Source organism: Xenorhabdus bakwenae (genome assembly GCF_030272115.1).
Lineage (GTDB): Bacteria > Pseudomonadota > Gammaproteobacteria > Enterobacterales > Enterobacteriaceae > Xenorhabdus > Xenorhabdus bakwenae.
Window position 1 is genome coordinate 3,576,755 of record NZ_CP119194.1, and the last position, 24,437, is coordinate 3,601,191.

Consider the following 24,437-nt stretch of genomic DNA (forward strand, 5'->3'; position numbering starts at 1 on the left):
TTGTACATTGTTGGCGGTATCAATTGTGACTGAAAATTAATTACTATTGATACTGCTAATAGCGAATAAAAAATGCTCTTTTTGCACTGATTATTGAGTGAATCCTTACTTTATCGCTGGTTTTCTTAAGTGTAAATCTGCGTATACAATTGAATGAAACATCATGTCAGTCTAGTATCACCCATGTTTTGTGATTGAAAGGCCACTTTAATGATTGAAGCAATAGAACTTAACCAGTCTGACTACTTAACTGCTAAATCTGAACATTTGAAAAAAGAGTTTGGGCAATATTTCACTGGTAGCGCTGTGGCTGATTATATGGCATCGATGTTAACTTTTGTGGATATCCCAATTGTACGTTTACTTGATGCGGGAGCTGGGGCAGGAATTCTGACCGTTCATGCCGCTATGCGATGTTTGGCTCAGGGAAACAAACAGGTTCATGCTGTTTTGTATGAAATTGATAGCGGTATTTTATCTCAATTAGAATCAAATATGCAGCGAATAGCTGAGGCCTTTAAAGAAGCCGATGGTAAATTTACTTTTGATATTCGATATGAAGATTTTGTCTTGGCACGGCCTGATTGTAAAGAAGCGCCATTTCATGTGTCTTTAATCAATCCTCCATATTTTAAATATAATGCTAAAACGTCTCCCTATGCTGGTGCTACGGCAGATCTATATGCAGGTAATCCTAATATCTATGCTTCTTTTATGGCTATAGTAGCTTCTTGCATGGAAGATGATGGACAAATGGTTGCTATTGTCCCCCGTAGCTTCACTAATGGATTATATTTTAAGGGATTTCGCCATTATTTGAATAGGACAATGAGCCTTGAGAGGATTCACATTTTCCGCTCTCGCAGTCAGCTATTTCGGGAACAGGCGGTACTGCAAGAGAATATTATCTGCTTTTATCGTAAAGCGTCTCAAAACGCTTCTATCAACGTTTACACTTCAACGGGCTATGATGATCTTAATAAAGATAAAAACAATACTTATCCAGCTGCCCAATTGATAGACACATCGAATGGTTATGAGATCATCCGAATACCAGAGAGTCTGGAAGATGCCCAAATTTTGACTGATGTAGAATACTGGCCATCCAGTTTTGAGAATAATGGTTATTTTATCTCAACAGGTCCAGTAGTAGAGCATCGTACCAGGGAATTTATCATTGAATCAGACAACATCCACGGCAGTATTCCTCTTCTGAGAATGCATAACGTGAAAGCGTTCAAGACAGAGTGGACAGGAGAAAATAAAAAAGATGCCCGATTCATGTTGCTTGATGGTCATGAGAAACATACCTCTAAAAACCAGCCATATGTCATCTTAAAACGCTTTAGTTCTAAGGACGAAAAACGCAGATTGGTTGCTGGAGTGCATGATCCTAGTCATATGCCTGGAAAGCGGATAGCTCTAGAAAATCATTTAAACTATATAGGGCATCAAGACGGACCACTGAGTCAAGCAGAGGCTTATGGTCTAGCCGTGTTGTTTAACTCTACTTTGTTGGATAAATATTTCCGGTGCATGTCGGGAAATACTCAAGTGAATGCTACAGAGATCAGGCTGTTAAAATTGCCAACGCGTGACATTATTCAAAAGATAGGTATGTCATTCCGATCTAATGAAACAATTATTCAAGAACAGATAGATACACTTTTAGAGTATTTTTTAAAAATATAGGAATATCATCAAAGATGGACAAGAAACAAGAAAAGCTACAGCAGGCTAAGATACTTCTTCAAGCTCTGGGAATGCCAAAAGCACAATACAATGATCGTTCTGCTTGGGTATTCCTTTCTTTGGCCAATATCAAACCTAATGATGATTGGCACCGGGCACAAGCACCTTTATTACCTACTGTGGATATTATGCAATTTATCCGCGAAAACTATGGACAAGATTATAAGCCTAATAGCAGAGAAACAATACGTCGTCAAACTCTTCACCAATTTGAGCAGGCTCGCATTGTTGATCGTAATAGAGATAATCCTTCAAGAGCAACAAACAGTAAGGATAACAATTATTCCTTGAATAAACCTATCCTTGAAATATTACAGGAATTTCCAAGTGGTAGTTGGAAACAAAAAATTGAAGAATATAAAGCTGTATTGCCAAACCTTCAGGAACTCTATCGGCGTAATTTGGATTTATTGAAAATTCCGGTCACACTGCCTAATGGACAAGAAATTAAATTGTCGCCTGGTAAGCACAACCAATTACATGCTGATATTGTACATGAATTTTGTCCACGATTTATTGGAAAAGGTGGCAAAGTATTGTACATAGGAGATACAGCGAGTAGTCGTGAAGAGGGAGGGAAATTAATGATATTGGAAACCACAATGCTGGAAATGCTGGGGGTTCCTCCTATGTCTCACGATAAACTCCCAGATTTAGTTGTTTACGATGAAAAAAGAGAATGGCTTTTTTTGATTGAAGCGGTAACAAGCCATGGGCCAATATCTCCAAAGCGCAAGTTGGAGTTGGAAAACGTGCTGACAACATGCAAAGTGGGGTTGGTATATGTAACGGCTTTCCCTGATTCTACTGAGTTTAAAAAAAATGCAGCGGATATTGCATGGGAAACGGAGGTCTGGATTGCAGATAACCCTGATCACATGATCCATTTTAACGGCGATCGTTTTTTGGGGCCTCACGATAGTACAGACGAATTGCTATAAGTTCAGATTAAAAATTATACACTGTTGGCACTGCCAACAGTGACTAAAAAATAATCTTTTTTTCACGATCAATAAAAATGAATCATTTTTTTCCCTTTCCATAACTGGTTATCCATTGAGTCACAGCCTCCTTTGCCCTGATAGTCAAGCAGCTATCAAGGCCAAACAGGAGTCTTAATTCATGTCTGATTCTGAAGAAAAACCTTCTACTCAACCACAATTACGTGCAGGTGTCTTAACATCCTCATTAACGATTGAACTGCATACCCACTACGCGATCCGGCTTTGGGCAGGGCGCAGACGGGAAGAGATCAGCAATCCACGAAAATTTTCAGGCATTCTCGGGATGCCGCAGGTGATTAAACGCGCGGGCACTATCAGTGTGGATTCCGCCGCCGATAATCCTTATGCCGATACCTGGCTGGTGAAACTGGAACACGCACTGGATACGGCTTCCGTCAATCTCCAGCATAGTATTGCCACTTTGCAGGATACCCTGAATGCCGTACCACAGCAGATCACCTTATCCTCTGTTTCCTCTGTTGAACCGTTGAATATCGGCGTCTACAGCCACTCCCCGTTGGGTTATCGCTGTGTCTGGTTGCTGGTTGGTTACGATCAATTGGCAATGAAAACGTTTCAGGCTTTTCATTACGGACTGATTTCACGCCCGGAGCGTGATGCCTTTCTGTTCAATGGCAGCCGTGCCATCCGCCAGATTTACGGCATTGTACGCTCTTACCGTTCACTGGCTGTCACCCGACAAGATATTGCAGAGAAAACTCCGGCAGCGCTTGACGCCATTAAACTGCTGGGCGAACCGCATCCCGATATTCTGTCAGGCAAGTTGCGCTCGCTTTTCTCGCTGCCGTTACGTCCTATTAAACAGAACTGATGGAGGGGGTGCGATGCAGCTTTATTTGTGTGAAAAGCCCTCTCAGGCCAAAGATATTGCCAAAGTTTTGGGTGTGAAACAGCGTGGGCAGGGATTTCTCTTCGGCTCCGGCATTACTGTCACCTGGGCCATCGGGCATTTGCTGGAGGTCGCTGCGCCCGAACACTATGGCGAGCAATTTGGTCCGCCGTGGCGGATGGATGTCCTGCCGGTGCTGCCCGCTCAATGGCAATGGTCGGTAAAAAAAGAGACCGCCGGGCAGTTTGCGGTGATCCAGCCATTATTGAAACAGGCCGATGAGGTGATTATTGCCACCGATGCCGATCGTGAGGGGGAAGTGATTGCCCGTGAGTTGCTGGAATATTGTTATTTCACCGGTACGATCAGGCGGCTGTGGTTGTCGGCACTGGATGAAACCAGTATCCGGCAGGCACTGGCGGCAATCTTACCGGGCGAGCAGACGGAAGCTCTCTATCAGGCCGGACTGGGGCGGGCACGGGCCGACTGGCTGACGGGTATCAATCTGACCCGTTTGTATACCCTGAAAGCACAGGCACTGGGTTTTGGAGAGGTGCTGTCCATCGGGCGGGTGCAGACCCCGACACTGGCCCTGGTGGTGAACCGGGATAAGGCAATCAGTCAGTTTGTGCCAAAACCGTACTGGCAGGTCACGGCAAAGCTGGAAAAAGATACTGTCCGCTTTCCAGCGAAATGGCTGCCCACAGCGGATGATGGCGATGAAGAAAAACGCTGTATCCGGGAGGCCGTGGCGCAGGCTGTGCAGCAACGTTGCCAGCAGGCAGCACACGCCACTGTGATGGACGTCAGCAAAAAGCGGGAGAAAACCCCGCCGCCGCTTTGTTTTGATTTAGGCACACTCCAGCAGGCTGCTTCCCGTTTGTGGGCTATGGGCGCGAGTCAGGTGCTGGCGATTGCCCAGTCCCTGTATGAAACCCATAAAGCCACGACTTACCCGCGCACGGATTGCGGCTATCTGCCCATGTCCATGCAGGCCGATATTCCGGTGGTGTTGACCGCGCTGGTGCGAACCGATCCGGCGATGACCGCTGTTATCAGCCAACTGGATAGACAACTCGTATCCCGGGTCTGGAATGACACAAAAATCACGGCGCACCATGCCATTATTCCCACGCGTCATGCTTTTGATATCAGCCGGTTAACGACCGATGAGTTAAAGGTTTATCAGCTTATCCGTCAGCATTATCTGGCGCAGTTTCTGCCAGCACAGGAAACGGATGTGACCGAAGTGACGCTGGATATCGGCGGGCCATTATTCCGGGTAAAAGGTCGGATTAATGTGATCACGGGCTGGAAAGCGCTGTTTACCGATGAAGCGGAAGAGCATGGAAAGGGGGAAGAAAAGGAAACCGATTTACCGCTACCGGCCCTTAATCAGGGTGATCGCTGTCAGGTGATTGAGGCGAACATTCAGTCCCTGCATACCAAACCGCCGGCACCGTTTACTGAAGGTACGCTGATTGCCGCGATGAAAAATGCCGCCGGTCTGGTCAGTGATCCGCAACTGAAACAAATCTTGCGAGAAAGTGCCGGGCTAGGCACGGAAGCGACCCGTGCCGGCATTCTGGATACCTTGTTTAAACGCCAGCTGATTGAGCGGAAAAAGAAAGCGATCCACGCGACGCCTTTGGCGCAGGAGCTGATTGCCGGGCTGCCGGCGGTGCTGACAGATCCGGGCATGACCGCGTTATGGGAGCAGTCGCTGGAGGATATTGCGCAGGGCAAAGCATCGCTGGCGGTTTTTATGCAAAAACAGGCGCAATGGCTTCAGCATTTGGTCGAACGGGGTAAGGCACAGCCGCTACATCTGACGTTGCCGAGAACTCCCGAATGCCCGAACTGTGGCGGCCGGATGCGGCAACGGCAGGGAAAAACCGCGCCGTTCTGGGGCTGTGTGAACTATCCGGCCTGTAAAGGCATGCTGAATGACAAAGCGGTCACGCAATCGCGCAAAGCCAGGCGGGCAAATCAGAAAGTCTGAAGATCTGATTGTTGATTGACGTCCTGACGGGATGCTTTAAGAATCAACCTGTTTCTTAAATGATCGGAGAGCCTGTAACGATCGCCTCCGGGTGGCTGTAAAACTTCCGTAGCCTGCAAGGGAGTACACACTGTGTGGTACATCTGCCCACCTTTGGAAGCAGATATTGCCAACCCAATGGCAATGAAGGTTCATTATGCTTTATCAGAACGTCAGCAACGTATACGTCTGACGCCCGGCGGGGAAAATCTTTCCCGTCAGGGATGGGGTTTTCTCCGTCATTCCTTATTTTTTGACCTCCATGGAGAACATCGTATGTCTGAGAACACCACATCGTTAACCAAAAACGACTATTTCAACCTGAATATTAAAGGCCTGGGCTATCTGAATAATATCCGCCATGTCAGCACCGCCAACGGGACGTTCCTGAGCTGCGTGATCAATGCGTTAAATGGCCCGAGTGATAATCCGGTCTATGTGCGTTTTGATATTACCGTGGTCGGTAAGGAGGCAACCAGTCTGGTGGGTCGTTGCCAGAAATCGGTGGATGAGGACAAAAAAGTGTTGCTGGGCTTTACCTTAAGTCATCCCTCCACCGATATTTTTACCCTGAAACGCGGGGATCATGCCGGTGAACAGCGCGTCAGCCTGAAAGCCCGTCTGATCAAGGTGGACTGGATTAAAATCGGTCAGGAGAAAGTGTATCAGGCCGAACAGTCCGACTCGACACCCCCGCAGAACGGTGCTGCACAAACCGAATATGCAGAAAACTCATTCTGATATTCCTTTTATCCCACCGACTTGCCCTGAGGTTTCAGGGCAGTCTTTTTATTATCAAAGACAACAGGATACAGAGATGAATATCGCACCGATTGGTGTTCTGGCACTGCAATACTGCCATAAGCAGTTACCGTTAACCGTGTTGCGAAGCTGTGCAGGCTTTTATATCGGCACACTGGATGAGGGGGAACCGTGTTCCCGTGAATCGGTGGAATATTTTGCCCGCCGTGAGCAGGCGGAATTTGCCCTGAAGCAAGGGTGCTGGACGCAGCGTCAGTCAGTGTAACCAGGAGGAAATGGATATGTCTTCACGTGGAATTAACAAGGTGATTTTAGTCGGAAATCTGGGACAAGATCCGGAAATCCGTTACCTGCCAACCGGCGGTACAGTGGCAACACTGTCACTGGCCACCTCAGAAAACTGGCGGGATAAACAAACCGGCGAGCTGCGGGAGAAAACCGAATGGCACCGGGTGGTGATCTTCGGCAAGTTAGCAGAAATTGCGGCGGAATACCTGCAAAAAGGCGCTCAGGTCTATATCGAAGGTTCTTTGCAAACGCGCAAGTGGCAGGACCAACAGGGGCAGGATCGCTATTCAACCGAAGTGGTGGTGAGTGTCAGTGGCACGATGCAGATGCTGGGAAGCCGTGGCGATGCAAAACAGGCGGCTGCTCAGCAGGTGGGGCATAAGCCCGCACCGAAGCCACAGCCTTCTAAGCCAGTAAATAAGGAGAGAAAGGCTACCACAGCAGTACAACCTGCTGCGTTACCGGAAGAGGAGGAAATGGATTGGGATTCGGAGATCCCGTTCTGAGCTGTTTAACCTATTGCCCTGTTATCACAGGGCTTATTCGTATTAAATCGATTCAAAATGCATCTGCATATTTAAGCTGTTATCAATCGCTCAAGCTGACATAGCCATTCGTTGAATAAGGGACATTTTTCTCTCATTTTAGGAATGCCTATTTTCTCAGCAATAGCTATCCCTGTTGTAGTCTTGGCAAAGGTTCCATTTGCTGACCATTTTTCCAATCTCTTTGAAGGCGCCGTTTGTGGGCTATTGTTAATTGATTCCGGTTCCCTGCATTCTCGAAGGACTTGCTCTACTTCTTGTACATGAATATTTAATTCATTGGCAAGTATGTCTTTGTCACTAAAAAGTAAAGCTTCAAATTCATGCATAACGATGTACGGGATAAAACGTTCATCAGCTCTCTGTGCTAATAGGCATTGACGGATTTCATTCTGTGTTGACAGATGCAGATGCTCAGCGATTTGTCTCGGTTCCCAATGTCTATTTAACGTCTCTAACCCCGGCCATTCATGGGTGCCATAATAATCAATAAACGTTGTTACATAGGTATCTGGACGTTGTTTCAAGTGTATCTCAATGTCTTTCTTAACTCTCGAAAAACGTACATCGCCGCCTTTTTGGCCGGGTTTGGAAACTTGGGTTGCAGAGATAAAAATCATTTTCTCAGCCAGATAAGGTTGAAGCATTTTTTCAATAAATATTTGTTCTGTTTTACCTTCAACGATGGCCATGACTTCGATGTAATTACTCATAAGTTGGCCCTCCGGCGATGACGTTTTTAGCCCATAATTCACCGAGAGAATAGTTTTCGAGCCATTGAGAAAAATTTTCCTCATTTAAACGTTCAAAGCTTGAAGCTCCCTGTTTACGATTCACGATGATAATATCTTCGGTAGAGAATTGATCGATTAAAATAGGGGATTGAGTGGCAATAATAACTTGGGTACGTTGAGCAGCTTGTTGAATTAACTCTGCAAGGATCACAATGGCCGCAGGGTGTAGGCCCAGTTCAGGTTCATCAATAATAATGGTTGATGGCGGGTTGGGTTGTAATAATGCGGTTGCCAGGCAAATAAAGCGTATTGAACCATCTGATAAATGATAAGGCTGCATTGGATAGTCTGAGCCTTTTTGCGTCCAGCTCATGTTAACTTCTTCTTTCTGGCCGCTTTGACGAGGTTCCAAAATGAAGTTATCAAAGAAAGGGGTGACTAACCTGATGGCATTCACAATCGATTTGTATTCATTTGGAGCATCATTTTTGAGTTTTAATAAGAACGCGCCAATGTTAGAAGCATCTGTGCGTAATGTTTTGTTATCCTGAATGATTTCATATTTTCGCATGCCAGCCGTAGCGCTGGTATCGTGAAAATGATAAATCTGCCAGGAAGCGATGGCCTCATAGACGGGTTTTGAATACGGTGCGTCAGAGGAATCGTTCTCAATTTCAGCAACCATTCTGGATCTGCCATCGTCGCTATCCCCCAATAACCACCATCCGGTAGCACTTTTTGCGTAATAGCGGGCTTCATCTTCAATGGCACAACTGTCTGCTGGCGTGGGCACCAATTTAAAGCGAAACCCACGTTCCCCGAAGCGTGTTTCAAACTCCATTTTCGGGGTGACCTTATTACCATTAAAGAGTAAATCGCTTGCTCCCCCACTATCGCGTACATAGCGATTTAATGTGCCGTCTATTAATGCCCGCAGCATTTTAAAAAAGGAGATCAAATTACTTTTACCTGCGCCGTTAGCGCCAACAATCACGTTTAAATTTTTAAGTTCAAACTCATTGAGTTCATGGATTGATTTAAATCCTTTAATCGTGAGCTTGTCTAAAGACGTAGTCATGTCGCCTCCTTTGAAATGCTTTACTTCAGTATCAGATAAGGGGGTAACTATCGATGATAGATCATGCATCAAGACAGTTATATTCAATGTTAACATAACCGACTGATGACTGGGGTACTATTCTCTGAATCAAGCGTTTCTTTGGTTATGCTTATCGTTAAAGGGGAATGACTTCGATTTCGGTTTTAGCGTTGTTGAATAAAGTTAAGTATCCAGTATGCTGGGAAGCTGTATTGACGGGCGCTAATAACTTAATTTTACCTGTTAAACTTACCTGTTCGATTATTGAATTAGATAACTCAATCGGTTAAAGTGAAAAAGCTATCGGCAAAATCCGATAGTGAGGAATCTCAGGCCTCATAAAAACACTCCACTGGTAGGATGTTTCTACCAGTGAGCCTGTTATCGCACCTTCAATGGCGGTTCAGGCGGGGGAGACTAACGTCTCACCGGTTGAGTGTGCCCGGTACCTGAGAATCCCTGTCTGAACCACCACCATCAATAATCAACAGAAGGGGACGCAGGTTATGACTCACACTCGACAAGACTGGCACCCAGCCGAAATTATTTGTGCATTACGCAAGCGTGGTACGACACTCGCCGCTTTATCCCGTGAATCGGGACTCAGCTCTTCTACACTGGCAAATACCTTATCCCGCCCATGGCCCAAAGGAGAGTTTATCATCGCTGCCCGTTTGGAAATGGAGCCTGCTGAAATCTGGCCCAGCCGCTACTTTGATCATAATGGCAATCTGATTGAACGAAGAAGACATAAATCGGCTGCTGAATAATGCTTCGTTATCGCCCATGCCACGTAATACGATAATATTTGTTCAGGGTTTATCCGTTATTTTCTATGACGGCATGTTTATTTTCAGCAAACACAGTTGAGTTGTTCATTGAATACATCACAGGGTTCCTTGCATAGTCAGGATTATTTTACGACTGAGCAGGAACCTATTTGGCATGAAAATAAACGCGTTAGTGAGTCTGATAGCGGTCATCGTGACCGGATGTACAGTTCCCGTAAAACAATCGCCACCTCAGCTTTCCAAAGATACCTTTCCTTCCGTCACACTGACACGTAACGTTCAGCCGGTTTCACCGGATATTTATGGGCAAAAAGCAGAAGTCATCCGTTATGGTCGCTATTTGCTGGTCAGCACCGACCCGACAGTGGCACAGCGTGACCCGCTTTCCCAATTAATGGATATCTCTATCCCTGCTTCTCTGAAAGCCACCGTGGCTGATGCCATGCGTTACGTATTACGTCAATCGGGCTACACATTATGTGTGCCTGAAAAGAATAATGACATCCTATAGCAAAATCATCATAACATGGCATATTCAATATGCTCTGTAAACAGCTCATCAACTGAACATCTTTTTTGTCTTCTTATTGCTTTTGCTCCACCCCATTTGTGTTCTATCGGATTCAAATCAGGGCTATAAGCAGGAAGCCATTCCAGTTGACATTCGCTATCCACTATCGCTTGTCTCGTGTCATTTCTTTTGTGGAAAGACGCATTATCCATGACTATCACTGCACCGTGCGGGAGTTTTGGCAATAAATCTTGCGTTATCCATGCATGAAAGACATCCGCATTAATGCTCCCGGTAAACAAACTTAAGGTGACGAAGCGATTGTTGAGAATGGCCCCAATCACGTTAATACGGCCTTTCGCCTGCCAGTCGTGTGTACCAAAACAGCGCTGTCCTTTTTCAGCATACCCATGTGTACGTGGCATGGATTGAGCAAAACCACTTTCATCTAAGTAAACTATCGGTTTGCCTGCCTGTTCATAGCCATTGATCCGCTCGACAAACGCTTGACGAGCCTGAGGGTCAGCGCGAGGGTGTTCCAGCGTTTTTTTTATGCGTGAGCCGAAGTCGTTTCAAGGCGTAATGAATAGCCGACTGCGAGACACCTAAACGTTTTGCTCTTTCCCACTGATAATCGTCGGGAAATTTTTGGATATCCGCGATAAGCACCTCATCAGGGATTTTCATGGGAGGCTTATCACGCGTCATGCAAGGTTCTATTTTATGGCTCCACCGGAACAGGGTACGAATAGAAATCTCAAAATGGACACTCGTTTGCTCGAAAGTCAACGAATGTTTATCTTTGTATGCCAGGACTCTTTTTCGAAAATCTAGACTGTAACCCATTTCACTTTATGCCTTGTCATATTGGATTGGGATATTATGCCATATTGGTATGATTTAGCTATATATCGTCAGCCGTTGCCGTCTGTGCACATGCAGTTAGGCCCCGTCCGGTTGCGTACCGCGTTGCAGGTGATGGCAGGCCCCGCCTGGCAACTGGAAGTCGATGAAGTGCAGCGTGTGGTGTGTCACCATTTGCGCCAGGGCTATCAGTTACCGGCTCCGGCTAAACAATCTCAACAGCAGGGAGGGCATTGATGAAATGGCATCGTTTCGGTTTATGGGTATGGTTGCTGAACAGTTCAGTCTGGGCAGCCACACCAGCACCCTTAGCCTCGCAGCAGACGCAATTGAGGGAAAACCCACAGCAGTCCCTGAAAAATCAGGCCGAACAGTGGCAGTTAAGTGCGGATGAATACCAGCATTATCAGCAACTGATGAGTGGACCACGCGGTATCCAGTCCCCAGGACTTGATCCGCTGACCACATTAGGCATTGAAGCCGACAGTGATGACGAGCGCCGCCGTTATGCTGAACAATGGGTCAGGGCGGAGTTCGCCCGTACCGAAAAAGAGCTGCGTTTCCAGCGAGAAGTGGATGCGGCGTGGCAGCGGCTGTTTCCGGATGTGTTGCCGGTCAATATGACAACATCCCGCGAGACAAGTGGCCGTCTGGCGCTGTTTGTCAGGGTCAACGGTTGCCCACCCTGTGAAACCCGTTTGGCCGAAGTCCTGGCGGCAAAGCAACCGGTGGATATCTATCTGGTTGACAGTCAGGGTAATGACGACACATTACGCCGATGGGCCAAAAACCATCATATCCCCGTTGAACGGGTACGTCACCGGCAAATCACGCTGAATCATGATGCGGGGTACTGGTTCCGGTTTGGTAAGGGGCAGATGCCGGTAGTGTTGCGACAAGGGGAACAGGGATGGCACATCACATCATTACAATAAAACGGCTGAGCCTGTTACCTGTTATCGGTCTGTTATGGATCAGTGCCTGTCAGGCTGAACTGAACGTGATTGCGGATCTAGGCGGCAAAGAGGCTGCGCCCTTTTATGCCGGTATTCATGCCCAGTCAGATGATGTCACTTTGCCGCCACCGCATTTTTCACCCGAGCAGGCAAGTGAAGCTGCCATGTTGCCGGTGAAAACACCGGAACTGACACAGGGAAAAATCGCAAGCCGACCGCTGCAACTGCCGGGCATTGGGGCATTGTTTTTGGTGGGTGATGATCCCGACTCACGTCAGTGGTTAAGCCAGCATGCAGCACGACTCAGGCAATTGCACGCCGTGGGTCTGGTCGTCAATGTCAGTGAAATGGCAGGCTTACAGTCACTGCGGGCATTAGCGCCGGATGTCCTGTTATCACCGGCTTCCGGTACAGAGCTGGCCCGCCGTCTGCAACTGCAACATTATCCGGTGTTAATCACCGAAACTGCGCTCTCTCAACAGTTATCACCATGAGCCGCCGTTACGTTGTTGAAGCCCTGTTACGTCCTGCCGTCGAGCTGAATACCGCGGTGGTTTCCGCCGTTGCCGCGTTTGTCTGTATCCGGGCACCCTGGGCCATTGCTCTGGCCCCCTCAGTCAGTTATATGATGGCCGGCGGTTTTGCGGTATTGGCGATAATACGCACAGGTCAGGGCATTCAGGTACTCCGCTATCGCAGAAACCTGCGCCGTTTGCCGCGTTACCAGATGAGTACAAAACAGATCCCCGTCAGCCATCAGCGTCTGTTTCTGGGCAGGGGATTTCGCTGGCAGCAGAAGCATACCCAGCGTTTGCAGGATACGCGGCGACCGGAGGTCGAACGCTTTGTGCAACCGTCTAAGGTTTATCAGCTTGCCCGTGCACTGGAGCACAGAACGGAATACCGTTGGCCGGGATTGTCGGCCCTGTTACGCAACGACTCCCCGTTCAATCCGGTGCGCCCTTTGCCACCGGTGGGCGGCAATCCGATGATCCACGGTATTGAGCTACAGGAAGCCGAAGTGTTTATGGATCTGCGCGAACGGGTTGGGCACACCTTAGTGATGGGCACCACCCGTGTGGGAAAAACCCGGCTGGCCGAATTGCTGATCACCCAGGATATCCGGCGGGGCGAGGTAGTGATTGTCTTTGATCCCAAAGGGGATGCGGACCTGTTAAGGCGCATTTGGGCAGAGGCACACCGGGCAGGGCGTGGTAATGAACTTTCCCTCTTTCATCTGGGCTGGCCGGAAATCTCGGCACGTTATAATGCGGTCGGGCGATTTGGCCGGGTATCGGAAGTCGCCTCCCGTCTGGCGGGGCAGCTCAGTGGGGAAGGAAACAGCGCCGCTTTTCGTGAGTTTGCCTGGCGGTTTGTTAATATTGTGGCCCGTGCTTTAGTCGCTCTGGGACACCGGCCGGATTACACCTTGATCACACGTTACGTCAATAATATCAGCGAATTGTATCAGCGCTATGCCACTAAAATGATGGCAGAGCAACAACCCGCACTGCTGGAACAAATCAGCCAGTCTCTCAGCAAGCTGAAAGAAAAAGACATCCCACGCAATATGCTGGGGCAGCCGGATGCGCTCAGGCTCTGGGCGATGGAAGTGGCGCTGAGTTCAGAAGCCGGTAAGCAGCTTTACGATCCGATCCTGGACGGGCTGCGTTCTGCTGTACGTTATGACCGCACCTATTTTGATAAAATTGTGGCTTCCTTATTACCCCTGTTGGAAAAGCTGACCACCGGCAAAATTTCAGAACTGCTCTCGCCGGATTATCTCAATATGGCGGATTTGCGCCCCATTTTCGACTGGGAACAGGTGATCCGCAAGAACGGTATTGTCTATATCGGGCTGGATGCGCTGTCTGACAGTGATGTGGCTTCGGCAGTGGGTAACAGCATGTTTGCCGATTTGGTCAGTGTCGCGGGGCAAATCTACAAATACGGCATGAATGCAGGATTGCCGGTGCGCCATGACGGCAAGCTGGCGATTAACCTGCATTGTGACGAATTCAATGAGCTGATGGGGGATGAGTTTATCCCGTTGATCAATAAAGGCGGCGGCGCGGGTATGCAGGTCACGGCCTATACCCAGACTTCCTCGGATATCGAAGCCCGTATCGGCAGCCCGGCTAAGACGGCACAAGTCATCGGCAATTTCAACACCCTGATTATGCTGCGGGTACGGGATAACCGGACGGCAGAGCTGCTCACCAGCCAGTTGCCCGAAGTGGAAATTTATAGCAAGACGCTGGTCTCGGGGCATGCGGATATTGCGGATGCTGAACAAGGGCAGGATTTTACCTCCTCCACGCAGGACCGGGTAGGTACAGTCAAAACCCCGCTGGTGACGCCTGCTGAGATGATTAACCTGCCGAAAGGGCAGGCGTTTGCCTTACTGGAGGGCGGTCAGTTGTGGAAAATTCGCATGCCCTTACCTACCGGGGATGACGATGATGCCCTGATGCCCGCGAGTTTGCAGAAAATCGCCGAACAGATGAGGCGACATTACCGCACCCGTGAAGCCTGGTGGGAAGAAAAAGCATAATGGCACAGTCAGAACCGGCTTCCCGTCAATCTACTCAACCCCCGCGCAAGCATGGCCTGCTGTATCGTGTGCTATGGGAATGGCCGTGGCAACTCATCGGTTTTATTGTCATGTCGTGGCTATTCAGCCTGTTACTGGAATATCTCGGGATGACCTTTCTCTGGCAGGATGAAGGTGCCTCTCACAGCCAGACAATGATGAACACCGAACTGCAATTTTTATCGGCGGAATTTACCCAGAGCCTGCTGTTATCCGAACCCTCACAAACGGTCTCTCACTGGCTGCTACAGGCGTATCAATGGCTGTTTGTGGACAGTGGTTTTATGCGCTGGATACAGGGGACGCGGCAATATCCACTCAATCACAGCCATGATTTTAGGCGTGAATTCAATGCCGTATTACAGGGGGTATCGGGCTATTTACAGGAATACGGGCTGGCCACGGTGTTTATCACGATGGTGACGCTGATCCGGCTGGCGATCCTGGTGTTATCCGTTCCGCTGTTTGTGATGGTGGTTTTAGTCGCAGGGGTTGACGGGCTGGGACGGCGGGATTTACGGCGTTATGGGGCGGGGTATGAGTCCAGTTTTGTCTATCATCATGCCAAGCGGGGCATTAAACCGGCCTGCTCCATTCCCTGTGTGTTGTATTTATCCTGGCCGGATGTGGTGCATCCGACAGTGATATTGTTGCCAGCAGCGATAGGGCTGGGTATGGCGGTGGTGATCACAACCTCGATGTTTAAAAAGTATATATGAAATAGACGCTGGACGATGGAAGGCAAAACGGGTTTTTGTTTTGTATTCCATCGTCAGCAGACAAGCCGCACCGCGGCGCGTCAGCTTATTTCCTGATTAATGCTGATACTTTGATTGAACATTAATGACATGCGTCATCCATTCAAACCAATCTCCGGCAGTATAGGCTCCCTTGTTTGCGCTCAGCACCGTATTTTCCGTATCAATATGAAAACGCTGGTGCGAGATATCCTGACAATAGCCCATAAAAGGCTCGTCGATACGATGAAGCTGAATGGCGGCGGCTTCTTTTCTGGAGGAGGGAAAAAACGCCCCGCCAACTTCCGCAAACATATCGGCATCATCCTGCTGAGCGCCACAGTGTTCGCAATGGTTTATCCAGTGTTGCCTGCGCAGCCGTTGGCTGACCGCTTTGCGCAGCGTGTGATGAAAACCGGGCAGCACGCTACGCACCATAGTGGGAATATCGGCGATATAAAACAGAAACGCCGGGCTGTCCTGCTCAGAGTAGTCCACTTCAGTGTTGGTTTCGTCGTCATCTTCATCGTCATCATCCGCTTCCAGCATTTTATGCCCGGCAGGCAACATAAACGCGGTGACGGTGGTGTGTTCCTGGCAGTGTGGGCACGGCGTCCGGGTCTGGGCGAGATACCAGAATTCGGCATGGACATTGTAGAACGGTAACCAGTTCATAAATGGGGTCGGGTCAAAACTGTCGTCGATATACCAGATTTGAGCTACTGCATCCCAGTGCGCGCCCAGTTTGCGTGCCTTCTCGTGTTCTTCATCGGGGACATTTAAATCAATCCGCAGCATATGCCTTCCTTCATTATTAAACCGTTAATCGAATAAATTAGTCAGACTATTTAGCTAATTTTCACCAAAGCATAAAGAGTTTATTGCTGACCTGATATCAAAAACACCGCATCCTCGGCATTTTGGAACCCATCATAAGGTGAATATTTATGCGCGGTGGCTTTTCGATATCCTGTTCTGCCTGCCTGCTGGGATTTATCATGTTGTGTCTGCCGCTGGCTCATGCGGCCGAAAAAGACGAACTGGCGAGTGCAAAACGTCTGATTGAGCAGGTGCAAATGGCACTGGAACGCGCCAGCATCGCAGAAAATCAGTCTGATACAGCAAAATATCCGCGTTATGACTTTGATTATCAGCGCATCCAGGCTGATCTCAACACCCTCAAAGCCGGTATCGATCACTACCTCACGCCTTCCCGCGACCAGCCCCATGAATTCGGCGCGTTATCCGGCCATGACCGTCAGGAAAACCCGCAATGACTGACGCCCAACGCAATGCGTTTGAAGTGGCCTCCGGGCATTTTGATATCACTTTTCTGTATCTGGTGTGCGTCGGGTTTTTCTTAGCCACCCTGTTTTTCTGGGCGGCCTGGGCCGCAGTGGATGTCTGGCAGGGCTGGGCGAATGAAAAAGTGCGTAATGAAACCCTCAGCCAGTTTGCCCTGCGAACCGCGGTATTGCTGGTCGTGGCTGTCTGGATGTTTGCCAGTTAATGCGACTAACACAATGAAAAGGAACAGAGTCAATATGAAGCCCATTTTTACCGTCTGCCGGCGTATCAGTACGGGCCTGATGGCCAGAATAAACGCCTTTCTTTTATTGTGCTGCCTTTCCTGTCGATCCGCCTGGGCGGATTTACCCGCTATCGAACCGCCGAAAAGTGGTGGCGGGGGTGGATTGCTGGGGCAGGCGAAAGGGTACGCGCAGGATGGCATCGTGATTGGCGGGCTGATTTTATCCGCGGTGGCGTTCTTTAAAGTCGCCTCCGCTGCGGTGGAAACCTTCTCCGAAGTGCGGGATGGCAAATCGACCTGGACCCAGTTTGGCGCCATCGTCGTGGTCGGCGTGGTGTTGTTGGTGGCCGTGATTTGGCTGCTGTCGAAGTCGGCCAGCATTATTTTTTAAGGCAGCCACCATGCAGACGATCGCTTTCTTACCTGACCGTTTAAACGCTGAGCCGATGGTGTTTCGCGGCTTCACCACGCCGGAGATGGGACTGGCCGCCCTGGCCGGGGTCGTGCTCGGACTGGCCGTCAGTCTTCCCCTGATCCCGTTAGCCGGTTGGGTCATGATCCCGACTGGGATGTTGATTACGCCATTGTTACTGATTAGCTTTGGCGGGCGCTGGCTTGCGCATGTTAAACGTGGCAAGCCGGAGAATTATATCTGGCTGAAACTGGAAGAGAAAAAACGCCGGCTGGGTATTGGTGATCCGGCATGGATTATTGCCGCCCGGGGCTGGTCGTTGCGCCGCAGCAGGAGAGCACGATGAGCCGGTTTCGTCATGCGGTGAAAAACCGGGATCAGCATATTCTGACCCTGCGAGTGGCGTGCGGCATTTTGGTGCTGGTATTGCTGCTGAGCCTGACGGGCTGGATGGCGTCACCACGCACTCTCACTATCCATAACCCGCCGGACTTACGCACCGGCAGTACGCGCCCGTGGTGGGAAGTGCCGACATCCAGCGTCTACAGCTTTGCCTTTTATATTTTCCAGCAACTGAATGCCTGGCCGAAAAATGGCGCACAGGACTATCCGGCAAAAATTTACGCTTTATCACCTTATCTGACGCCGGCCTGTCAGGATTTTCTGCGTGAAGATGCCAGAACCCGTGCTGACAGTGGCGAGCTGCTAGACCGGGTGCGGGTGGTGTATGAAATTCCCGGCCGGGGCTATGGGACACGCAGTGTGACAGTGCGTGACCGGGATAACTGGGTCGTCCGGCTGGATTTGGTAGCCGATGAATACTATCACGCTGAACCGGTTAAACGGGCACGGGTACGTTATCCGCTGAAAGTGGTGCGCTGGGAAGGGGATGCGGAGCGTAATCCCTTCGGGCTGGCACTGGATTGTTACGACGGCATGCCACAGCGGCTGGAAGCGATACCGCAACCGGCAGAAGAGAAAAAGGGCGTGTTTCAATGAACAGAGTGTCATTTGGCCGCTGGCTGGGATGGGTCAGTTTGTTATTGTTCAGCGTCGGCACACAGGCTGATGAGCTGATGACATGGGAACGTATTCCGTTACCCATTACCCTCAAAGTCGGTCAGGAACGCATTATTTTTGCTGAGCGGAATGTCCGTGTCGGTTTGCCGCCGTCACTCAGTGATAAGTTGCGGGTACAAAGTACCGGCGGGGCGGTGTATCTGAAAACTAACCGTGCATTCCCGTCAACCCGGCTGCAATTGCAGGACAGCGAAAACGGTGAAATCATTTTACTGGATATTACGGCAGCTAAAACGGGGCCAACAGAGCCGGTACGGATTATTTATTCGGATGAAAAACATGCTGCGTCAAAAGAAGAACCACAGCGTCAGCGCAAAGTCGAATTATCAGCGCCCGTTCCGGTCGCCTTAACCCGCTATGCCGCGCAGCAACTGTATGCCCCGTTGCGTACTGTCGAGCCGGTGGCCGGCATCCAGCCGGTGAATCTGCATCTGCCCCCGTCCATCACCACCCTCTATCCATCAGAGCCGATTGCGATTACGCCGCTGGCAGGCTGGCGATCACACCCTCACACGGTCATCGCGCTGAAACTGCGCAATACGGCCAAACGCACTATCCCCCTCGACCCTCGAGCATTACAGGGGCAGTTTGTGGCCGCCACGTTCCAGCATCGCTGGCTGGGTGAAACGGGATCACCGGAGGATACGACGGTATTGTACCTCGTCACAAAAGGGCGGCCGGATAATGCCTTTATCCCTGAGCCGGCATCGGTGAAACCGGGAGGCCGTCATGGAGGTTAAGTCCAATGCGTTGGTGAAAATACTGGTGCCGACAGTGCTGGTTATCGGCGGGTTTATCGGCATCAAAAGTTGCAGCTCAACGGAAGGTGCCGCGCCCGGTACGACGCAGAATAATGTACTGGCCACGCTGTCACCGGAGGAGTTACAGGCGCTGGGTGTCGGTGGCGATACACCGGAAGATACCCTGCGTACCCTGATAGGTGCCCTCAATAAAGTGCGGGCAGAGCAGAAACGCTTAAGTCAGCAGAATACCGATATCCTGAAAGAAAATGACCAGTTAAAGCATCAGCGCCTTGATGTTGCCGGCCAGATAGATGCGGCGGTTACGGCCATCCGTCAGGGCGATGAACAGCACCGACGCGAGTTACAGGATGAGCAACAGGGGTTGCTGGCTCAGATTGATTTGCTCACCGAGCGGTTAAATTCAACCCCTTTGTCTGCCCCGGAAAGCCAAAACGCATTGAGCAGTCAGTATGCTGCCAACCCAGTCAGTGGGCAGGATGAACTCATCTGGGTGGTTCCTGCCGATGAAAAACCGGTTGATGCCCAAAACGGGGTTTACGGCAAACCGGCCACTAAATTCCCGACCGCTTTTTTAAGTGAGCAACCGGCAACGGAACAAAATACCCCACCGGATCCCTCGCTTAAGGAAGAAAACGAAACCCCGGTCTATACCCTGCCTGAAAATGCCACGCTGGTCGGCAGTCAGGCAATGACTGCGTTATTAGGCCGGGTTCCTGTCAATGGCACCGTAACCGACCCTTACCCGTTCAAAATTCTGATTGGTAAAGACAACCTGACCGCCAACGGCATCGAGCTGCCGGAGGTGGAAGGTGCTGTTGTCTCCGGTTCAGCCAGTGGTGACTGGACACTCTCCTGTGTACGCGGGCAGGTCAATTCCATCACCTTTGTGTTCCAGGATGGCACGGTGCGTACCCTGCCGGGCAAAGGGCAGAATCAGCAGGGTATCGGCTGGTTATCTGATGAAAACGGCATTCCCTGTATCAGCGGTGAGCGTAAATCCAACGCCACGACCTATCTGCCGACGTTGTTTGCCCTGTCAGCCATGAATTCGGCCGGCGATGCCTTGAACGAAAGTCAGCGAACCGCCCAGACCCACGGCACTGGCGGTATCACTTCCGCGTTAACGGGTAACGCCGGACAGGCGGCATTAGGGAAGGCGATGGCCGGTGGCATGAATGACATCACCGAATGGCTCAAACAACGTTACAGCCAGACGTTTGATGCGATCTACGTCCCGCCCGGTGCCGGTGTTGTGGTGCATATCACCCAAAGTCTGGCGATGGATTACGAAACGAAAGGCCGTAAGGTGCGCTACGACGTGAGTGAACCCGTTCAACATGATAATACTCAGGAAGCCCTAGATTAATGGAAACGTATGTCTTTCGATGGCTGTTCAGTGCCAGCCCGCCTTATTGCCTGCAAGTCAACAGACTCCCACAGGCTGAACCTGTACCGGTTCAGCTCTGCTGGCGGCCTGCCCATCAAAAAGCGTCCCGGCTCTGTCTTGCCATCGGCAATGCGTGTCAACCGCTGGGTGACGGTGATTTTACGGTCTGGCGCCTGTCAGACACACAGTGGCAATCCATGTTGGCAGGCAACAACGAGGCTGAGCCTGAACAGTGGGAACATCTGGCGTTTACGGTATCGGAGCTGGCCGTCCATCCTGAGTTTACCACCTTGACCGCGATTGGCATTACGGAGGTTCAGCGATGCGAAAAATAAACGCTGTTGTCGTGCTGTGTCTGTCAGGGCTGCTGGCCGGTTGTTCAACCTCGAAAGACACGTTGCTGCCTGCCGGCGGGCAGACGGTGCTGGCGATGTGGCAGGGCAATAAAGCCGGCCACACTGCCGTGCAGGCCAGAGCCGCATTGCGCAGAACGTTGACCGGAACCGAACGCCGCCGGGCTTTGGAAGAGCATTACCATTACAGCCGTTCGGCTGCGCAGGAAATCAGTCAGCAGTTTCCCCGTCTCCCCAATCCCGATATGGTGATGTATGTCTTTCCGCATCTGGCGGCAGGCAATACGCCGATACCCGGCTACAGCACCGTGTTCCCATTTTATCAGCAGGTGCAATACGCCCTGCCGGGTGAACGCACGGAGGCCCGGTAATGAAAAATCCCAACCCACTGCATCGCCCCGGCCAACTGCGTGAAGCCGATGAAGCCGCGATTTACCGGGCCAGTCCCTCCATCATTGACTACCTGCCCTGGGTGGAATATCTGGAAGACGGGCAGTGCCTGTTGCTGGATGATGGGGTTTCCGTGGGAGCGGTCTATCGTATCGAACCGGTGGCCACCGAAGGGCGTCCAGTGGAACGGCTGATTGAAATCCGGGATCAACTGGAGGATGCGATCCAGGACAGTCTGGAAGAAGACGATATCTCACCCTGGGTGGTGCAGTTTTTTTGTCAGGATGAAGATGATCCAGCCAGTTACCTCAACACGTTACGAAACTATATAAAACCGTGGGCACAAGGTACCGCGTTTACGGAGGCCTTTCTGGCCGAGTCCGAACGCCACCTGAACAGCATTGCTCAGCCTGAGGGGATATTTTACGACAGCTTAATTACCGGGCAACCGTGGCGGGGGCAGCAGCGCCAGACCCGCATGGTGGTTTACCGCTGGCTGCCGGCTCACAAATCGCAGACACACCATCAAACCGTATCCCCGGTGGCGGCACTTAATCAGGTCTGCGAGCGGCTGGTGTCGTCACTGGCGGCGGCGGGTATTGTGGCTGTCCGGCAAAATGGCGAGCAGATCCACAGTTGGTTGTTACGTCATTTTAACCCAGCCCCGGACTGGAGCATGGCCAAAGTCGATTTTTACCACACGGTGAGTTATGAAACGCCCCTGCAGCTCGAACTCCCGATTTATAATGACTTTGCCGAAAGCCTGTGGTTTACCCCACCGGTATCTGATCCCGAAAACGGTGTCTGGTGGTTTGATGGCCTGCCGCATAAAGCGGTGCCGGTTGAACGCCTGCGCCGCCCGCCAGAACCGGGCACGCTGACGGGCGAAGTGAAACGGGGGGATAATATCAATGCGCTGATGGATATGATGCCGGCAGGCACCGTGGTTTCTTTGACCATCGTGGCGCAGGCACAGGATACACTGGAAGAGAGCTTTACCCGGCTGGCAAAAAATGCGGTGGGGGAAAATACCGAATCGGCACGTGTCCGGCAGGATGTGCAGGAGGTTAAAGCCTTACTGGGGCGGCGGCATAAACTGTACCGCAGTGCACTGACCTTTCTGGTGCGCGGCAACGATGTCACTGATCTGAACCAGCGGGTGCATCAGTTATCGTCAACCCTGCTGAGCACCGGATTACAACCGGTGCGACCGGAATTCAGTGTGTCCCCGTTGAATACTTATTTACGCGCCCTGCCCATGTGTTTTAACCCGCAGAAGGATAAGAAATACTGGTATAGTCGCCTGAGCTGGGTACAACATCTGGCGGGACTTATGCCGGTGACAGGCCGTTCAACCGGCACCGGGCATCCGGGGTTCAGCTTCTTTAATCGCGGTGGTGCGCCGCTGACCTTCGATCCGATGAACAAGCAAGATCGCACCCAAAATGCGCATTTATTGCTGTTTGGCCCGACCGGGGCAGGAAAATCGGCCACCCTGTGTGCTTCCCTGGTGCAACTGATGGCTATCCACCGACCGCGTTTGTTTATTGTCGAAGCGGGGAACAGCTTTGGCTTGCTGGCAGATTATTACGCCAGTCTGGGGCTGACGGTCAATAAAATCGGTATCAAACCGGGCTGTGGTGTCAGTCTGGCCTTATTTGCCGATGCCCATCAGTTGCTGCAACTCAGCCCCAATCAATGGCAGGACATTCCTGATGAATCGCAGGAAGACGAAAATGACGAACAGCGCGATATTCTGGGTGAAATGGAAATTGCCGCCCGGCTGATGATCACCGGCGGTGAGAAAAAAGAGGAAGAGCGCCTGACCCGTTCGGATCGGGGGTTAATTCGTGAAGCCATTATGATGGCAGCCCACACCAGCTTTGCTGAGGGACGCCAGATGCTGGCCTCTGACTTACAGAATGCCCTGTATGCCATCGCCCGCAATCACCAGCAGGATGAGCATGGCCAGCCCTTGATCACGGCACATCGCCGGGCACGGGCAGATGAAATGGCCGGTGCCATGTCGATGTTTACCCAGGGTTTTGAAGGGGAACTGTTTAACCGTCCCGGCACGCCGTGGCCGGAAGTGGATGTCACCTTGATTGATTTGGGTACACTGGCGCGTGAAAACTATTCGGCACAAATGGCACTGGCGATGGTGTCACTGATTAACACCGTGAATAATCTGGCCGAACGCGACCAGTATCAGGACAGGGAAGATAGACGAAGGGCATATCACCACCACCAACCCGCTGCTCTCCCCCTATATGACCAAGGTCGTGAAAATGTGGCGTAAACTGGGTGCCTGGCTGTGGCTCGCCACCCAAAACCTTGCCGACTACCCAGACATGGCTGAAAAAATGCTGAATATGGCCGAATGGTGGCTGTGCCTGACCATGCCGCCGGATGAAGTGGAGCAAATCGCTCGTTTCAAAAAATTGAATGAAGAGCAGAAAGCCGTCTTGCTCTCCGCCAGTAAACTCCCGCGCTGTTATACCGAAGGTGTGGTGCTGGCAAAAAAAATCGAAGCGCTGTTTCGGGTGGTGCCACCCAGCCTGTATCTGGCGCTGGGGATGACGGAAAAAGAAGAAAAGGCCGAACGGCGGGCGTTAATGCGGGAACATCAGTGCAGTGAATTGGAAGCCGCGATGTTGGTGGCCAGAAAAATGGATATTGCGCGGGGGTTGAAGATTTAAACGGTATAGATTAATCACAATTTGAGAAATGAAAAGAGATAATTTCTTAGGTATGCCTTCAACATTCTACACTTAAGCTGTCGGCCGCATGCACTAGGTTTACGGGGAAGCGTTGCACTTGAAAGTTAAATCTGGCAAGTGTAATCCCATATTGGTTTATTATAATGTGCATTTGTACGTTATCCTCGGGAGACTCATACATTCCCGTGGCTACTTTTGGATGAAAATATTTATCTGCTTGAATTTTTTTTGGTGTTTATGTAACTGATTGAATTTATTTTCAATGCGACAATT

General features: G+C 50.4%; 26 protein-coding genes and 3 pseudogenes. 24 read left to right on the plus strand and 5 right to left on the minus strand.

The genetic code is table 11. From position 1 onward, the window contains the following. Positions 1–210: 210 nt before the first annotated feature. The 7 genes from PXH59_RS17705 (at position 211) to ssb (ending at position 7,203) form a co-directional block, all read left to right on the plus strand. Positions 211–1,692, plus strand: a complete 1,482-nt coding sequence (locus PXH59_RS17705) for an Eco57I restriction-modification methylase domain-containing protein (protein WP_285809411.1) — start codon at positions 211–213, stop codon at positions 1,690–1,692. A gap of 14 nt (positions 1,693–1,706) precedes the next feature. Continuing rightward, positions 1,707–2,693: a BsuBI/PstI family type II restriction endonuclease gene (locus PXH59_RS17710; RefSeq protein WP_285809412.1), complete on the plus strand. Its 987-nt coding sequence runs from the start codon at positions 1,707–1,709 to the stop codon at positions 2,691–2,693. A gap of 181 nt (positions 2,694–2,874) precedes the next feature. After that, positions 2,875–3,588, plus strand: coding sequence for a PFL_4669 family integrating conjugative element protein (locus PXH59_RS17715; RefSeq protein ID WP_285809413.1), 714 nt, complete (start codon positions 2,875–2,877; stop codon positions 3,586–3,588). 13 nt (positions 3,589–3,601) lie between these two features. Continuing rightward, positions 3,602–5,608 carry a DNA topoisomerase III gene (locus tag PXH59_RS17720; RefSeq protein ID WP_285809414.1) on the plus strand — a complete coding sequence of 669 codons (2,007 nt, stop codon included), beginning with the start codon at positions 3,602–3,604 and terminating at the stop codon, positions 5,606–5,608. Positions 5,609–5,923: 315 nt separating this feature from the next. Further along, positions 5,924–6,388: an STY4534 family ICE replication protein gene (locus tag PXH59_RS17725; RefSeq protein ID WP_285811820.1), complete on the plus strand. Its 465-nt coding sequence runs from the start codon at positions 5,924–5,926 to the stop codon at positions 6,386–6,388. Positions 6,389–6,464: 76 nt separating this feature from the next. After that, entirely contained in the window at positions 6,465–6,674 is a 210-nt protein-coding gene (locus PXH59_RS17730) for a hypothetical protein (protein ID WP_285809416.1), read from the plus strand. Positions 6,675–6,690: 16 nt separating this feature from the next. Then, positions 6,691–7,203, plus strand: coding sequence for a single-stranded DNA-binding protein (gene ssb, locus PXH59_RS17735; protein ID WP_285809417.1), 513 nt, complete (start codon positions 6,691–6,693; stop codon positions 7,201–7,203). Positions 7,204–7,274: 71 nt separating this feature from the next. On the opposite strand, the gene PXH59_RS17740 is transcribed toward ssb, so the two are convergent. Both PXH59_RS17740 and PXH59_RS17745 read right to left on the minus strand, forming a co-directional pair. Next, positions 7,275–7,955, minus strand: coding sequence for a DUF4276 family protein (locus PXH59_RS17740; RefSeq protein WP_285809418.1), 681 nt, complete (start codon positions 7,953–7,955; stop codon positions 7,275–7,277). Then, positions 7,948–9,054, minus strand: a complete 1,107-nt coding sequence (locus tag PXH59_RS17745) for an AAA family ATPase (protein ID WP_285809419.1) — start codon at positions 9,052–9,054, stop codon at positions 7,948–7,950. The genes PXH59_RS17740 and PXH59_RS17745 overlap by 8 nt, the downstream gene beginning before the upstream one ends. Before the next feature lie 527 nt (positions 9,055–9,581). On the opposite strand from PXH59_RS17745, the gene PXH59_RS17750 reads away from it, so the two are divergent. Further along, entirely contained in the window at positions 9,582–9,845 is a 264-nt protein-coding gene (locus tag PXH59_RS17750) for a helix-turn-helix domain-containing protein (protein ID WP_285809420.1), read from the plus strand. A 175-nt stretch (positions 9,846–10,020) separates the two neighbouring features. Next, positions 10,021–10,374, plus strand: a pseudogene (gene pilL2, locus PXH59_RS17755) (PFGI-1 class ICE element type IV pilus protein PilL2); the annotation flags it as partial. 11 nt (positions 10,375–10,385) lie between these two features. Here the strand turns inward: pilL2 and PXH59_RS17760 are convergent. After that, positions 10,386–10,931: an IS630 family transposase gene (locus tag PXH59_RS17760; protein WP_327213539.1), complete on the minus strand. Its 546-nt coding sequence runs from the start codon at positions 10,929–10,931 to the stop codon at positions 10,386–10,388. Next, positions 10,900–11,223, minus strand: a complete 324-nt coding sequence (locus PXH59_RS17765) for an IS630 transposase-related protein (protein WP_047769920.1) — start codon at positions 11,221–11,223, stop codon at positions 10,900–10,902. Before PXH59_RS17765 ends, PXH59_RS17760 begins: the two co-directional genes overlap by 32 nt. A 60-nt stretch (positions 11,224–11,283) precedes the next feature. Here PXH59_RS17765 and PXH59_RS17770 point away from each other — a divergent pair. The 5 genes and pseudogenes from PXH59_RS17770 to PXH59_RS17790 all read left to right on the plus strand — a co-directional run. Beyond that, positions 11,284–11,478: pseudogene (locus PXH59_RS17770) on the plus strand (PFGI-1 class ICE element type IV pilus protein PilL2); the annotation flags it as partial. Next, positions 11,478–12,176: a TIGR03759 family integrating conjugative element protein gene (locus tag PXH59_RS17775; protein WP_285809422.1), complete on the plus strand. Its 699-nt coding sequence runs from the start codon at positions 11,478–11,480 to the stop codon at positions 12,174–12,176. The pseudogene PXH59_RS17770 and the gene PXH59_RS17775, both read left to right, overlap by 1 nt. Further along, positions 12,152–12,691, plus strand: a complete 540-nt coding sequence (locus PXH59_RS17780; protein WP_285809424.1) for an integrating conjugative element protein — start codon at positions 12,152–12,154, stop codon at positions 12,689–12,691. The genes PXH59_RS17775 and PXH59_RS17780 overlap by 25 nt, the downstream gene beginning before the upstream one ends. Then, positions 12,688–14,751: a type IV conjugative transfer system coupling protein TraD gene (traD, locus tag PXH59_RS17785; protein ID WP_285809426.1), complete on the plus strand. Its 2,064-nt coding sequence runs from the start codon at positions 12,688–12,690 to the stop codon at positions 14,749–14,751. The genes PXH59_RS17780 and traD overlap by 4 nt, the downstream gene beginning before the upstream one ends. Then, positions 14,751–15,509: a TIGR03747 family integrating conjugative element membrane protein gene (locus PXH59_RS17790; RefSeq protein ID WP_285809427.1), complete on the plus strand. Its 759-nt coding sequence runs from the start codon at positions 14,751–14,753 to the stop codon at positions 15,507–15,509. Before traD ends, PXH59_RS17790 begins: the two co-directional genes overlap by 1 nt. 96 nt (positions 15,510–15,605) lie before the next feature. On the opposite strand, the gene PXH59_RS17795 is transcribed toward PXH59_RS17790, so the two are convergent. Continuing rightward, complete coding sequence (locus PXH59_RS17795) at positions 15,606–16,325, minus strand: DUF5710 domain-containing protein (protein WP_285809428.1); 720 nt, start codon at positions 16,323–16,325, stop codon at positions 15,606–15,608. Positions 16,326–16,474: 149 nt separating this feature from the next. On the opposite strand from PXH59_RS17795, the gene PXH59_RS17800 reads away from it, so the two are divergent. The 10 genes and pseudogenes from PXH59_RS17800 (at position 16,475) to PXH59_RS17845 (ending at position 24,143) form a co-directional block, all read left to right on the plus strand. After that, positions 16,475–16,804, plus strand: a complete 330-nt coding sequence (locus PXH59_RS17800) for an integrative conjugative element protein, RAQPRD family (protein ID WP_285809429.1) — start codon at positions 16,475–16,477, stop codon at positions 16,802–16,804. Beyond that, positions 16,801–17,037: a TIGR03758 family integrating conjugative element protein gene (locus PXH59_RS17805; RefSeq protein WP_285809430.1), complete on the plus strand. Its 237-nt coding sequence runs from the start codon at positions 16,801–16,803 to the stop codon at positions 17,035–17,037. The genes PXH59_RS17800 and PXH59_RS17805 overlap by 4 nt, the downstream gene beginning before the upstream one ends. Positions 17,038–17,116: 79 nt before the next feature. Further along, a complete protein-coding gene (locus PXH59_RS17810) occupies positions 17,117–17,449 on the plus strand; it encodes a TIGR03745 family integrating conjugative element membrane protein (RefSeq protein WP_285811821.1) in 333 nt (110 codons plus the stop codon). Between the two features lie 10 nt (positions 17,450–17,459). Continuing rightward, positions 17,460–17,816, plus strand: coding sequence for a TIGR03750 family conjugal transfer protein (locus tag PXH59_RS17815; protein ID WP_285809431.1), 357 nt, complete (start codon positions 17,460–17,462; stop codon positions 17,814–17,816). After that, positions 17,813–18,469: a PFL_4703 family integrating conjugative element protein gene (locus tag PXH59_RS17820; RefSeq protein WP_285809432.1), complete on the plus strand. Its 657-nt coding sequence runs from the start codon at positions 17,813–17,815 to the stop codon at positions 18,467–18,469. The genes PXH59_RS17815 and PXH59_RS17820 overlap by 4 nt, the downstream gene beginning before the upstream one ends. Further along, complete coding sequence (locus PXH59_RS17825; protein WP_285809433.1) at positions 18,466–19,290, plus strand: TIGR03749 family integrating conjugative element protein; 825 nt, start codon at positions 18,466–18,468, stop codon at positions 19,288–19,290. Before PXH59_RS17820 ends, PXH59_RS17825 begins: the two co-directional genes overlap by 4 nt. Next, entirely contained in the window at positions 19,280–20,680 is a 1,401-nt protein-coding gene (locus tag PXH59_RS17830) for a TIGR03752 family integrating conjugative element protein (RefSeq protein WP_285809434.1), read from the plus strand. The genes PXH59_RS17825 and PXH59_RS17830 overlap by 11 nt, the downstream gene beginning before the upstream one ends. Then, a complete protein-coding gene (locus PXH59_RS17835; RefSeq protein ID WP_285809435.1) occupies positions 20,680–21,036 on the plus strand; it encodes a hypothetical protein in 357 nt (118 codons plus the stop codon). The genes PXH59_RS17830 and PXH59_RS17835 overlap by 1 nt, the downstream gene beginning before the upstream one ends. Beyond that, positions 21,024–21,425 (plus strand): TIGR03751 family conjugal transfer lipoprotein, encoded by a 402-nt coding sequence (locus PXH59_RS17840; protein WP_285809437.1) that lies wholly within the window; start codon positions 21,024–21,026, stop codon positions 21,423–21,425. Before PXH59_RS17835 ends, PXH59_RS17840 begins: the two co-directional genes overlap by 13 nt. Further along, positions 21,425–24,143 (plus strand): annotated as a pseudogene (locus PXH59_RS17845) (conjugative transfer ATPase). The gene PXH59_RS17840 and the pseudogene PXH59_RS17845 overlap by 1 nt, the downstream one beginning before the upstream one ends. Positions 24,144–24,437 lie beyond the last annotated feature (294 nt).

Coding starts and splice junctions, on each gene's coding strand:
- traD (WP_285809426.1), top strand. CDS start 12,688: ATGAGCCGCCGTTACGTTGTTGAAGCCCTGTTACGTCCTGCCGTCGAG.
- PXH59_RS17720 (WP_285809414.1), top strand. CDS start 3,602: ATGCAGCTTTATTTGTGTGAAAAGCCCTCTCAGGCCAAAGATATTGCC.
- PXH59_RS17750 (WP_285809420.1), top strand. CDS start 9,582: ATGACTCACACTCGACAAGACTGGCACCCAGCCGAAATTATTTGTGCA.
- PXH59_RS17775 (WP_285809422.1), top strand. CDS start 11,478: ATGAAATGGCATCGTTTCGGTTTATGGGTATGGTTGCTGAACAGTTCA.
- PXH59_RS17815 (WP_285809431.1), top strand. CDS start 17,460: ATGCAGACGATCGCTTTCTTACCTGACCGTTTAAACGCTGAGCCGATG.
- PXH59_RS17840 (WP_285809437.1), top strand. CDS start 21,024: ATGCGAAAAATAAACGCTGTTGTCGTGCTGTGTCTGTCAGGGCTGCTG.
- PXH59_RS17790 (WP_285809427.1), top strand. CDS start 14,751: ATGGCACAGTCAGAACCGGCTTCCCGTCAATCTACTCAACCCCCGCGC.
- PXH59_RS17830 (WP_285809434.1), top strand. CDS start 19,280: ATGGAGGTTAAGTCCAATGCGTTGGTGAAAATACTGGTGCCGACAGTG.
- PXH59_RS17705 (WP_285809411.1), top strand. CDS start 211: ATGATTGAAGCAATAGAACTTAACCAGTCTGACTACTTAACTGCTAAA.
- PXH59_RS17730 (WP_285809416.1), top strand. CDS start 6,465: ATGAATATCGCACCGATTGGTGTTCTGGCACTGCAATACTGCCATAAG.
- PXH59_RS17825 (WP_285809433.1), top strand. CDS start 18,466: ATGAACAGAGTGTCATTTGGCCGCTGGCTGGGATGGGTCAGTTTGTTA.
- PXH59_RS17805 (WP_285809430.1), top strand. CDS start 16,801: ATGACTGACGCCCAACGCAATGCGTTTGAAGTGGCCTCCGGGCATTTT.
- PXH59_RS17725 (WP_285811820.1), top strand. CDS start 5,924: ATGTCTGAGAACACCACATCGTTAACCAAAAACGACTATTTCAACCTG.
- PXH59_RS17820 (WP_285809432.1), top strand. CDS start 17,813: ATGAGCCGGTTTCGTCATGCGGTGAAAAACCGGGATCAGCATATTCTG.
- PXH59_RS17765 (WP_047769920.1), bottom strand. CDS start 11,223: ATGGGTTACAGTCTAGATTTTCGAAAAAGAGTCCTGGCATACAAAGAT.
- PXH59_RS17810 (WP_285811821.1), top strand. CDS start 17,117: ATGGCCAGAATAAACGCCTTTCTTTTATTGTGCTGCCTTTCCTGTCGA.
- PXH59_RS17835 (WP_285809435.1), top strand. CDS start 20,680: ATGGAAACGTATGTCTTTCGATGGCTGTTCAGTGCCAGCCCGCCTTAT.
- PXH59_RS17710 (WP_285809412.1), top strand. CDS start 1,707: ATGGACAAGAAACAAGAAAAGCTACAGCAGGCTAAGATACTTCTTCAA.
- PXH59_RS17745 (WP_285809419.1), bottom strand. CDS start 9,054: ATGACTACGTCTTTAGACAAGCTCACGATTAAAGGATTTAAATCAATC.
- PXH59_RS17740 (WP_285809418.1), bottom strand. CDS start 7,955: ATGAGTAATTACATCGAAGTCATGGCCATCGTTGAAGGTAAAACAGAA.
- PXH59_RS17715 (WP_285809413.1), top strand. CDS start 2,875: ATGTCTGATTCTGAAGAAAAACCTTCTACTCAACCACAATTACGTGCA.
- ssb (WP_285809417.1), top strand. CDS start 6,691: ATGTCTTCACGTGGAATTAACAAGGTGATTTTAGTCGGAAATCTGGGA.
- PXH59_RS17795 (WP_285809428.1), bottom strand. CDS start 16,325: ATGCTGCGGATTGATTTAAATGTCCCCGATGAAGAACACGAGAAGGCA.
- PXH59_RS17780 (WP_285809424.1), top strand. CDS start 12,152: ATGGCACATCACATCATTACAATAAAACGGCTGAGCCTGTTACCTGTT.
- PXH59_RS17800 (WP_285809429.1), top strand. CDS start 16,475: ATGCGCGGTGGCTTTTCGATATCCTGTTCTGCCTGCCTGCTGGGATTT.